General features: G+C 60.0%; 12 protein-coding genes. All 12 read right to left on the bottom strand.

Annotated elements, in window-relative coordinates; translation table 11 throughout:
• Positions 1 to 710 precede the first annotated feature (710 nt).
• Positions 711 to 1,058, bottom strand: a complete 348-nt coding sequence (locus tag R1W01_RS05980) for a hypothetical protein (protein WP_317275084.1) — start codon at positions 1,056 to 1,058, stop codon at positions 711 to 713.
• Positions 1,055 to 1,681, bottom strand: a complete 627-nt coding sequence (locus R1W01_RS05985; RefSeq protein WP_317275085.1) for a hypothetical protein — start codon at positions 1,679 to 1,681, stop codon at positions 1,055 to 1,057. Before R1W01_RS05985 ends, R1W01_RS05980 begins: the two co-directional genes overlap by 4 nt.
• A 3-nt stretch (positions 1,682 to 1,684) precedes the next feature.
• Entirely contained in the window at positions 1,685 to 1,984 is a 300-nt protein-coding gene (locus tag R1W01_RS05990; RefSeq protein WP_317275086.1) for a hypothetical protein, read from the bottom strand.
• A gap of 13 nt (positions 1,985 to 1,997) precedes the next feature.
• On the bottom strand, positions 1,998 to 4,547 hold the full coding sequence (locus R1W01_RS05995; RefSeq protein WP_317275087.1) for a LamG-like jellyroll fold domain-containing protein: 2,550 nt from the start codon (positions 4,545 to 4,547) through the stop codon (positions 1,998 to 2,000).
• 65 nt (positions 4,548 to 4,612) lie between these two features.
• Positions 4,613 to 7,102 (bottom strand): LamG-like jellyroll fold domain-containing protein, encoded by a 2,490-nt coding sequence (locus R1W01_RS06000; RefSeq protein WP_317275088.1) that lies wholly within the window; start codon positions 7,100 to 7,102, stop codon positions 4,613 to 4,615.
• A gap of 12 nt (positions 7,103 to 7,114) precedes the next feature.
• Positions 7,115 to 7,822: a hypothetical protein gene (locus R1W01_RS06005; RefSeq protein WP_317275089.1), complete on the bottom strand. Its 708-nt coding sequence runs from the start codon at positions 7,820 to 7,822 to the stop codon at positions 7,115 to 7,117.
• Complete coding sequence (locus R1W01_RS06010) at positions 7,819 to 8,280, bottom strand: hypothetical protein (protein ID WP_317275090.1); 462 nt, start codon at positions 8,278 to 8,280, stop codon at positions 7,819 to 7,821. Before R1W01_RS06010 ends, R1W01_RS06005 begins: the two co-directional genes overlap by 4 nt.
• A gap of 163 nt (positions 8,281 to 8,443) precedes the next feature.
• Positions 8,444 to 8,701: a hypothetical protein gene (locus tag R1W01_RS06015; protein WP_317275091.1), complete on the bottom strand. Its 258-nt coding sequence runs from the start codon at positions 8,699 to 8,701 to the stop codon at positions 8,444 to 8,446.
• On the bottom strand, positions 8,698 to 8,928 hold the full coding sequence (locus R1W01_RS06020) for a hypothetical protein (protein WP_317275092.1): 231 nt from the start codon (positions 8,926 to 8,928) through the stop codon (positions 8,698 to 8,700). Before R1W01_RS06020 ends, R1W01_RS06015 begins: the two co-directional genes overlap by 4 nt.
• Positions 8,928 to 9,860 carry a TIGR02594 family protein gene (locus tag R1W01_RS06025; protein ID WP_317275093.1) on the bottom strand — a complete coding sequence of 311 codons (933 nt, stop codon included), beginning with the start codon at positions 9,858 to 9,860 and terminating at the stop codon, positions 8,928 to 8,930. The genes R1W01_RS06020 and R1W01_RS06025 overlap by 1 nt, the downstream gene beginning before the upstream one ends.
• Positions 9,861 to 9,933: 73 nt before the next feature.
• Positions 9,934 to 10,245, bottom strand: a complete 312-nt coding sequence (locus R1W01_RS06030; RefSeq protein ID WP_165809745.1) for a phage holin family protein — start codon at positions 10,243 to 10,245, stop codon at positions 9,934 to 9,936.
• 18 nt (positions 10,246 to 10,263) lie between these two features.
• Positions 10,264 to 11,349, bottom strand: a complete 1,086-nt coding sequence (locus R1W01_RS06035; protein WP_317275094.1) for a hypothetical protein — start codon at positions 11,347 to 11,349, stop codon at positions 10,264 to 10,266.
• Positions 11,350 to 11,356 lie beyond the last annotated feature (7 nt).

The following is an 11,356-nucleotide window of genomic DNA, read 5'->3' on the forward strand; positions in this document are numbered from 1 at the left end:
AGTGACACTCGACGTGAATGCTGCCGACTTGCCGTCCCACGTCAGCCGTGCGTACCCGGGAGCACCGTCACCACCACGATATCCGGCAGGAGCTCCGGTACCACGCGCACCAATAGTGACATCGACCTCAGCGCCATAATCTGCGGTGATACTGCCTGTCCGACGTGTCCCAGCTTCGCCCCCGAAGCCCCCAGCACCGGAAGAGTCATATGTGGACGGGTTGTCACCTCCTCCGCCACCTCCGCCCGCACCATATGACGACGCGGCGGCCGCAGAGCCTGGTGCATTCACACTACCGCCGATGCCACCAGGACCGTAAACCGTCCCAGCACCATTATTGCCTAATCGCGGGGCTTGTCCGTTCAGTCCACCAAGCCCGCCGGCAGCCGAAACCGCTGGGCGACCGGTTACCGTGATAATTGTCGCCCCTCCAGATCCTGCTCGACCCGAAGAAGTTCCATCTTCAACGCCATACCCACCACCGCCGCCTCCACCGATCATTTCGTAGTCGACGAGCGTCGTCCGGGCGCTGCCCCGGAAAGCAGAGAATGATATCGCTCCGCTTGTCGGTATGTCCAAGTTCGGCAATCCTACAGCCGGAACTTGCCCGGCGCCGCGATAATATGCGCGGAGGGAGAGCTCGGCTTTGCCGCCGAACTCGGTGGAAATTGCAGAAAGCGCCAATGCCCCAGATGCTGCTAATGCCATGATCAAGGTGCTCCGAATGCGGTGATATCGCCAGAAACGGTGAGATTCCCATCAGGATCCAGGCGCATCCGCGCGATACCGCCGTACAGAAAGCGCAGGGTGCCGTTGGCATCTGCCGCAACGGTCCAGTCGCCCACCGCACCATATGCAAAGGCGCCAAGCCCGAGGTTGGATGCCACAGCCTTCGGCGATCCGACCTCGACAATCGTGAAGGCTCCGTTTCCATTATCGCGTTTGAGGAACAGCTTACCGTCCCGCGTATTGATTGCCAGCTCACCGAGGTCAATCTGGGCGGTTGTCGGCACCTTGCCCGGAACTGCCGACCGTTTGCTAAGGACTCGGGATGTCATGCCGTTGGCTCCGCATCAGGGTCCGCAAATTGAATAACTTCTGCGGGGGTCTGATCGATGACTGTTTGCGCTGCTGTGCGTTGCTCGTCATCTCGTTCAGCATCCGGGTTGGGCACCATAATGCTGCCGGTTTGCTCGCCGGTCGTCTCGTCATAGAGCGGCTGATCGATTTCCATCGGGATTGGGTCAATCGCCGCCTGCGCAACGACGGTCTCCATCAGCGGCTCTCCGGTCGCTTCGTGAAACAGAGGGGTGCCTTGTTCGTCGATAACTTGCCGCTCCTCCGTGACCTCGGGCCGACCGTCCGCCAGCCGGTAACGCGCCAGACGCGCCTGCGCCGCTCGGTAGGCGGCGAGCTGGTGGTTGAACAGGTTGTTTGCGCCGTTGACTAAATTGTCAGCCTCCCAGCCAAGCGCGAAGGCCTCGTAGGAAACGTGACCCAGAGCCTTCACCACATCCAATAACCTGGCTGGCAAATTCTCCTGCGGGATCACCCGAAGAATTTCTTCGTCGCCCGTCCGCGCACCGGCCTGTGCCAGCTCCGCCGCAACATAAGCCATACCGCGCTTGGTCGCCTGTCGCACCGAAAGGGGCGCGTCGCCCTTCTTGATGAAAACGGTCATGTATCAGGCCTCCCACACGCAGATCACGCCCACGTCCACATTGGCAGGTGCCACAGCGAAAGTGATCGTGTGGATGAACCCATCGAAGATGACGGTGTAATCCTCGCCCGTGCCTGGGCGCCGTAGCGCGCCATCCACATAGACGAACTTGGGCTTCCACCCGCGCGGCAGCGCAAAGGCGGTCTGCGCGCCGGTTCCGGAAAGCCAGAAGGCCTCCTGCGCGACGCCAGCAGCGACCTTTGCCCGAAGCGCAGAGAGTTCTTCGCGCAGATTCTGAGCTGGTTTCTCGATATAGACTGTCACTTGTCAGTCCTCCTTATTCTTCTACGACCAAGCCGTTGACGGTACTGACCGCCGTCCCGACCGGGGTTTCGGTGTTGGCCACGCGAACGAGGCCGTCGAACACGCTGCGGCCTTGGCTGGTTCCGACGTGCAGCAGATTCGTCTTGGGATCGTGGGCGAGCGCGGTCACAGCATCTGAGGTGCCGAACAGCGTGCACTGCGCACCCGGAAGGAACAGCCGCCGCTCATCCTCATAGATTTTTACGATCTGGTTTGGCGTCGGGGCATTGCCAGATATGCGCAAGAGCGCAATACCGCCAGGCCCGTCCAGGGACTGGTTTCCATCGTGGCGCACGCCGACTCGCAGAGTTTCCGTTCCTGCCAACGAGAGATCTGCGACAGACGCAACGTTCACCAAAGGGACCGAATTGGCATAGAGCGTCGCCTGCCCGTCAATCCGAACCAATGCCCAATGAAACCAGCCGGTCGGCGTCAACACATTTGGACGCAGGCTTGGCGCGCCGAGAATATAGGCCTCGAGATTGCCAGCGGTTGGCTGTGGATATGTGCCGACAAAAATCTTGGGGGCTCCGCTCGAGCTGTCTCCAAGACGAACGAAGGTGGCATAGGGATCGGCCGTATTCGCCCACCCCATCACGCAGAAATCCCCCGTTCCAAAATCCAGCGAGTTGTCGAAGGGCAGCTCAAAGTAACTCGTTGCAGAAAAGCCAGAAAATGCGACAAGATTGGCGCCCTCAACCACAAAAGACCGAGTGATCGAACCGTTTACGATCAAATTCTGCTTTGCGACTGAACGATCAGCAACGGCCAGACGCACCGAAAAGTTGTCAAAGTCGGCAAAGGCCCCAGCTGAAATGGACCACGAGAAGGCCTTGAGATACGTGGTCTCGGTTTTTGCAATGAAATGCAGGTGATATGTGCCAACCCCCGCACCGGAAATCTCGGCAAGCTCACGCGTTGTCCCGCTGGGATTGGCAGACAGCCCAACACCGGAATTGCCAGTCGAGGTTCCAACGACCTCAAATGCAACGGTGTATGCCTGGCCAGGAACCGTATTCAGAGCATAGACGCCCGCGGGGCTCGACCCCGCCGAAAACGGATCATTATTTTGGACGCGCATAGCACCCGAAACGATCGATAAGGTGCCCTCGCCGGTGGCGGTCCAGCCGTCAAGGTCAACATCAAATGCCCCGTTTGCGACCAGTTCAGATTCGGTGAGAGTTGAGCTGTCCGTATCAGCCAACCACGCCCCCGTGATATTTCCCAGAAGCCAGCCTGTGGCGTAGTGCGACGACGCATAGGCCACCATGCTGCCCGCAGGATTTGCCAAATTGTTGTGGGTTCTGGTCAGACCAAGGGACGTGCCGATTGATCCGTCAGAAGCCAATCGCGCAGGGCCGCCTGCGTTTTCACCGAGATGGGCCATTTCACCATACAGGATCCCGGAGCCGGACGTTGCCTGCGAGCCCCACAGAGTCAAACCATCGTCAGCGTTCAAGCCTTCGCCGCCGGTTCGCCAAAAATAGATGTCTCTGTCCGAACTCGGGATATTGACTGATGAAACCTTACGGCTCTGCGTCAACTGCTGCGAAAACCGCAGCTGGTTGCTTGGCAGGAAAACAACCGAGGCGGAGGCGCTGTAATCTGCGCCTGACGTGTCAGTGATATCCCAGACGTTGCCGTCGTCCTTTATGACGCTGATGCCCGCGGCCGTTGCCACAGCGATTGTTGGCATCGGCAGGCCCGTGTCGGGATCGCGAGGCGCGTCTGGTAGTACTGCAATCGCGACGTCATTTACCGTGTCATTCAGCAACCCGCCCGCAAACGCACCGTCAACTGGAGCGGTCTGCAGGGCGGTCATTGGGACGAGATAACCGCTGTACGCTTGCGACGGAGAGGCAACACGGCGTTCAGCACGATCCGCTACAAAATCCAGGACCCGCAAACCGCCGTTTGTATTGGGATAAGGAATGCCGAGAACGATCTTTCCATCTCTGGCCACCACGGACGCCCGACCACCGTTGTAATCGAGGGAATTTGCGTAAAAGAGGCTTCTCCCAGAGTTTGCCGTAGTGCCGCTGACGGACCACCAAAGCGGCAAAAATGGATCGTCCGCGTCGTAAATGGTGACCTTGTTGCTTTCGACAATGATCACGGCAACCGCAGGGAACTCACGCCGCGCCCCGCGCGTGGCCGTGTTAAGGGGCTCGTTATACCAGCTCGTGTGCTGGCACCGCTTGCGCCAAGCCCCCCCGTCGCTGTCGAGGCTCGTGTCGTAGACGAACACATCCACGGCGGTCACGGCCTTCTCGGCGAGCATCGCGCCGATGCTCTGATAGCTCACGCCTGCCTTCACATTCGCAAGGTGGGTCGCGGCGGTCGCGGCATGGGCAGCCGCCTCATCCCGGTAGGCCTCGGTGGCCATCTGCTCGGCCTGCGCGGCGACGATCTCGGCATCGGCCTGCGCCACTTTCCCATCTAGCTGCGCCTGCGTAAGGTTCGTCTCGCCGGTCAATTGGTCGACTGAGGTGGTCAGCTTCGAAATCGAACTCATGAGGGTCATGTCGCTGTCCTTTAAAGGGGAAATAGGCTGGGACGGAGCAATCAGATTGGCGCAACAGCGCCAAACTACTGCTGGACCACAAGATCACCACTGGCCGCTATCGCGGTCGTCACCGCCGACGTGCTGTGCGCCACCCGACTGAGGCCTTTGAACACTGAACGGCCTTCAGTAGTGCCGACATGCAAAAGCCCCGTATCGGGGTCGTGCGCGATTGCTCTCGTGACATCCACGGACCCATAGAGCGTACACGCGGCGTTTTCCTGGAATAGCGGCCTCTCATCCCGGTAGATCTGGCGAATTTGATCGTTGGCCGGCGCAGTGGATGATACACGAAGGAGGGCAAGATGCGCGGCCGTCCCTCCGGAAAACACCCCGTTGAACCAGTATGGGCCGACATTCAGAAAATAGTCGGCGCCAAAGGAAAAATCGAACGATGATGCGGCCACTGAATCAACCGACATGCCATTGACATATGTGTTCAGAACCCCGTTCCGCCTCACGAAGGCAACATGCCTCCATACTGCGTCGCCAAAGGTAAACGGGATATTTCGGCTCATTGAATTGGCGCCGACACCGAACCTGACGCGCAATTCACCGCTCGTGCCTAAGGCCCAAAAAACCATGTGGTTTGTGCCATAGCTTACTCCAAGGCGGTCTGAGATTTGCAGCAGCGCAAATGAACCGCTGCCTGTGGTCTTGACCCACGCCATCACGGAGAAGTCGCCGGTCCCAAAGTCGAAAGCTCCAGTATAATTCTGCTCAAAATAGTTGGCGGCGGAGAATCCGCTGTATGCGACGAGCTCAGCGCCTTGCGAAACGGGCTCGCGGGTCACAGTGCCATTGATGACGAGGCCCTTGTTGTTCACAGAACGGTCGGCGTCCGCGAGTTTCACGGAGACGTTGTCGAAGTCGACATATTGACCAACATCCGCGCTTTGCACTTGGATGGAAACAGTCGTGTTAGAACCTGTGGCCTTGAAGTAATGAACCAACTTCGAGCCCACGCTTTTCGTTGTGTATGTGCCACCGGTAATTACGCTTCCCGACGACGCGGATCCGCCGATCAGATCCACTGTCACGCAATACGTATTTCCTGCTTCCGTGGGCACGACCTGTGAAAGCCGTCCGTAGGCTGCTGTGCTGGTTACACGCACAGCACCGGAAATTACGGAAGCTGTTGCGTCAAGTACAGTCCATCCAGTCGTATCGACATCGAAGGTGCCGTTCGCAACCAGCTCGCCGCTGGCAACGAGATCGCTATCATCCGTGTCTGCGAGCCAAGCCCCTTTAGTATCCCCAGGCATCCAGCCAGTGGTGTAGTTTGCGGCGATGTAGGCCACCATGCTGCCGTCGGATTTTGCCCCAGGAACGTCACCGAAGTGCATCAAGGTCAGCGCGCCGGTACAACCGCGTGCAAGACTGTTCGAAGACAAAAGAACCGCAGCCCTTGCGCCATTATCTTTGAAGGCAGGCCAAATGCTCGGTGAGTTAAACCCGTAAACGTGGCCCATCACGTAGGCCAAGTTGGCCCCGTTCACGTCGGTTCGGTCGGTTGAGAGATTGGCGACATCGATCACCATCGGATTTCCGCTCGTCGTCGCCGTCGTTCCATAGGTAAAATATAGAAGTGATCCGAAGAATGAGACGTGATTGGCATGTCCCATTGAATAATATGAGAGGTGATGCACCTCGCCGCGGTCGGTGATTATCGAAACGCCACCAGCCGTTGCGACGGCAATTGTAGCCAATGGCAGCTTTGAGGCGGGATCGATCGGGGCATTCGGCAGCACAGTCATGGCCACATCGTTGACCGCCCGGTTCACGATTCCGGATAAATATTGCCGGTTGGCGCCCAGAACCCTTGAGCCGCCACCGTTGCGGCCTGCAATGCCAACACCACGAATCGCAAAATTGTTTGACGAATAATCCAGTGATACGAGGCTTTTGTCTTGAGGAAAGCCAACCAAACAGAGCCCGCCGCCGGAGCCAGCGACCCCGACAGCGAGAATACCATTGAACATTGCGACAGCAGTCGTTGGGCCCGTATAAATGAAGTTGTTTGATCCGAGAACGAACCGCATCCAAAGAGGATGGGAAGGATCATCACCGTCGTAGATTGTGACAAAGCTTTCGTCAGCGACGATCACAGCTACCGCAGGAAATTCGCGTCGCGAGCCTCTATTATATGTATTCAACTCTTCCCGATACCAGCTCGTGCCGGCGCAGCGATGCCGCCATGCGCCGCCGTCGCTGTCTTTCGAGGTGTCATAAATGAACACATCGACAGCCGTGACCGCCTTGGTGAGCGCGACGGCAGAAAGGTCCTGATAGGCAACACCCGAGGCGGCCGACTGCGCCGCTCTGTATGCAGCATCCTTGAAGGTCCCAGCCTGATCGCGAGCAGAAAGCGCAGTCACCTTGGCAGCCTGCGCTTGCGCGGTTGCAGATTGCGCGTCGGTAACCGAGGCATCAAGGGTGGCCGTCTTGGAGACCACGGCCCCCTTCAGATTGTCGACCGAGGCCGTCAGGGCGTCCACTTGCTGTTGAACTGTCACGGGCGGGGCTCCTTACGAAAAGGCGACGGCGGAGACATACCGCGTCTGCGAATTGACGAACGCAGTTGCCATTTCCAACATAGCGGTTTGGATGTTGGTCAGTGGTCCAGCCGCGTCCTGCACGGTGCCAATGTTGGTCGCGATCACCTCGATTTCCTCGGCGAGCGGCTGCACGACGGCGGCCGCGGCAGAGGCCGTACCCTGACTAGCAGCGGCATTGGCTTCGCTCTGAGCGGCAGCTTGTTCACTCGACAAAGATGCCGCTTGGGAAGCCGCAGCCGCCTGTTCAGACCCCGCGGCATTGGTCTCGGAACTGGCTGCCTGCACAGCAGACGCCGCGGCATCAATTGCGCTCTGTGCCGCTTGCGATGCGCTCACTTCAGACGCATCTTCCGATCCCTTGGCATTCCCAGCCGAAACAAAGGCTTCTGATGCTTTGGCCACCGAGGTGGTCGCGGCATTCTGTGCCGCCGTCAGTTGACTGTTGAAGGTTGCAAGCTGCGCCTGCCCAGCCTCGATCGCTTCTTGCGCCGCCAGCATCTGGCTGTAAGTCGCATAGGCCGGCAGGGTTGCATAGTCCGACGCACCGTCGCCCACTTTGGTGATGCCCGTATCAATCTCGAAAGCAAATTCACCCTCGGCCAGGATCGGATTGGCGGCGCTCCATTCGGCCGCCGTGCCACGGCGCATCTGGATTTTGGCAAAGACTGTGGAAGTCATGGGGTTTCTCCCTGAATGCGACCATCAATGGTGCGAAGACTGGGGTCAGCAGCAGCCCCACCGCAGTCGATGACGGCAAGGCCTGCGTAATCGGTATCGGGTGCACCGCCATCGAGGATCTGCGGGACGTAGGGCACCTCGATTTCGACGGGGCCATGGGCGCGCAGTCGAAACGGCGATCTCCCAAAATAGACGACACCGGACATGCTGTTTCCTTGATAAACGGTGACGGTGACCGACGCGCAGTCCGCGCGCAGCCAGAGGGCTTCGAACGGCGCGATGCCTCGGATCAGACGCATTCCCCGGATCGCAAATCCGCCGTCGTCAGGCGGTTCTTCCTCCGGTGCCACCTGACCCCAGATCCGGGCACCGAGTGGCGGCACCACGAGCGCAGCGGAGGCATTGAAGGCGACCATGGTCCAGGCATCCAGGGTCAGGTCATACTTGATCCCGTCCACAGATCACCTCGAGGATTTCACGGTTCAGGGCCGCCAGCCGCAGAGGCGCGCGCCGATTTCATTATGGGTGACGATCTGGGCCAGTGTGCCCTCAGACAGCACATCGGCACGAGATGGTCTGATGGGGGCAGCCCAATCGCAGGCATCGCGATCGCGCGTCGGATCAATCGCGCATCCAGCGGTCAAGGCGGCGCTCAAGATCAACACGATCAGCATTTTGCACCTCATGGGACACCTCTTTCGCTGTTTGCAGGGATCGGATCCGGGCATCGGTTCGGCGGATGATGAATTCCGCTTCAGCCTCCAGACGGCCGCGCCGAAACGCGACCCAAAGCGCAGCGCCAATCGCGAATGCGATCGTGCCCCAAAAGGCAGCCTTGCGGCCAATCCGGGAAAGGAAGGCGGTGAGGATCGTGATCATTCCCCGCCCTCCGCTGAGATCGGCAGGCCCGCCGTTGTGAAGCAATGGGTGTCGAGCGACAGCACGGTGACATTGTCGGCCTCGGCGGCGGCCCGAATATGGTCATGGGAGAGGACAGCGGCGTCCTCGCACTCAGCGAATGTGCGCATCGCCACGGGATGAATATCGGACCCGCAGGCTGGAACCCCGCCGATCAACGTGCACATGGAAAGGATCAAGACCCACATCACGGCGTCTTCCCACTGCGATGATCTTCGATCCGGGCATTGCGGGCTTTCAGGGCGTAGAAGATGACGCCGATGAACACAGCCGCCCCGATCCAGGGCAATGCCACTTGCAAGGCATCCGTCAGCCCAAACAGATCCAACACTCGTTCGGCGGTATCGCGCGCCTCTTCCGCTTGGGTCAGCGCCGGCGCAATCTGCGCGGCCACAGATCCTGCAGCACCCAGAACGCCAAGCCCCACCTGGGCATTCGCCGCCGTGATAATGCGACTGCCTTCTGGCACGCCCGCGGCCCGTTCCGGCGTGACCGCTCGCCGCTCTGCGCTGGTCAGGGCCTTCGTCAGTGCCACATCGATGATCGGCACCAGCGGCAGACCTTGATCATCGCGAAACGCCAGGATCGCCGCGCGGGTGCGAGGCCCGATCTGACCATCAACCTGACCCACCTCGTGATAGCCAAGCGCTTTGAGACGTGCCTGCAGATCGCGCACCGACAGCGTCACGGCCGGTGCCACATTCCCCGCGCGCCGCACCCCGAGTAGTCGCGATTTAGCATAGCGCTGGATATTGACGGCATCGGACTGGTTGCCGCCCAGCACTTCAATCATAGCGCCCGCCATCTTCACGAAGTAGCCCACATGGCCCTGCCAGGATTTTGAACCGCGCGAGAAGACGACAATGTCGCCCTCTTGGGCGTCCGCCAGGTCCACGGGAATGCCCCAGTCCAGATAAGAGCGCGCGTTCAGGCGTCGGGTTGACCGCAGCCCCGCCTTTTCCAGACAATGGCCGACAAAGGCTGCACACCAAGCGACAGAGTCGTGTTCCACCCAGTCGTGGCCGACCGAGGCGTACATTGCCATGATGGCCGGGTTGTCTTCAGGCCCGGGGCCCTCGGTGGTGCCGATGTAGCCTTGGGCGATTTCAAAAGGGGTCATACGAGCCTCCTTGCAAAAGAAAACGCCGCCCCAAATGACGGCGTGCGGTCGGAAGTTTGATGCTAAGCGGATGTTATTTCTTGCGGCCAATCCAGGCGCAGAGCAGGCTTTCGGCGCCGCGCGGGCCGAGATAGGCGAGCGTCGCCACGAACCCGGTTGAGACCGGCTGGGTCAGACCAATGTAATTTGCCGCCGCATCGCCGATGAGCGCCATGCCCACGGCCACTGGTATTTCCCAAAGGAGTTCCTTGCCGAAAAAGCGGCGATTGCCAAGTTTCACCTCTCCGGAATGCCACATGAGCCTGCCGGTGAAGGCACCGATCAGGGTGGTGATGGCGCCGCCAAAAAGGTGGTTGATGGTTTCGATAAAACTGTTGTCCGGCATCTGCCTGCCTCCTTGGTCTCAGAACGGCCCGGTTGCATCCGGATCGATGATGGGCGGCACATTCGCGCTTGGCGCCACCGGTGCGGTGGTCTCAAGCCTCACATCTGTACCCGCGCCTTGTTGCGGCTGCTTCAGCTCCAGCGTGGTGACAAAGCCCCCCGAACGGGTCAGCGTGTGGGTCACAGCCTCGATGCGATAAGACCCGTCCACGCCAGGCCGCGTGCCGGACACGGTGCAAAGCCCATCCGGCACCGCCGCCGTATTGCCTTCGATGACCACCGCGCCTTCGCCAGCATCCCGAGCCGTCGTGGCGGCATCGCTTTCGCCCTGTTGGGTGGTTTCCTGCTCTCCCGCTCGGGCGAAACGGTCAGCGTAGATGCTTGGTAGATCGACGCCTGTTGCCCGATCGACAACCTGCCAGGCGCCCGCCTCTACGTCATACCAGCGCCCACGGACTGCCCCGAACTGCGGGCGGCCGAGCTTCGGGGCGATGTCCCAGCTGTGCAGGTTCTGGCCCCAGGTTGCGGCAATGGCGGCCGCATAATCGGCATTCCGCTTTGAGAGCACGATCTGCCCGCCGGTGACGCGGAAGTTGCCACCGATTTCTCGAGCGAGCCGCTCGCCCATGGCAATCAGGCTTTCATCGCGCATCTCGAAATAGCCGCGGGTCAGGTTGCGCAGCTTCGGATCGATCTCGATCTCCGTGATCCCGGCATGCGTTGCCGCATCGAGCAGGATAGTCTCTACCGTCGCCCCATCCCAATGACGCTGCTGGCCTTCTTTGGCCCGACCTGTCGTATCCATGCCCTTGGCCGTGAAGCGAAGCCGTCGTCCCGCACTGCGGGTGCCGGAGGATTTCAACTCATCGACGGTGCCCTCGAAGACGACACGAAGGCCCTCACTGTCCCAGCCAAGCGCAATCGACACAGGCGCGCCGATCTTGGGCAGGACAATCCGACCATCGGTGTCATCAATCTCGAGATCTGCGCTATCGGTATGGGTGCCCACCTTGTCCGAGACTTGCAGGCCCAATAGGACCGGCATCAACGCCGTGGTGATATTCGTGCCCGCCACGGTCACGTTGAAAAGCGCGCGTTTTGACATGGGCAGG

This window comes from Shimia sp. FJ5 (genome assembly GCF_032918335.1).
Lineage (GTDB): Bacteria > Pseudomonadota > Alphaproteobacteria > Rhodobacterales > Rhodobacteraceae > Shimia > Shimia aestuarii_A.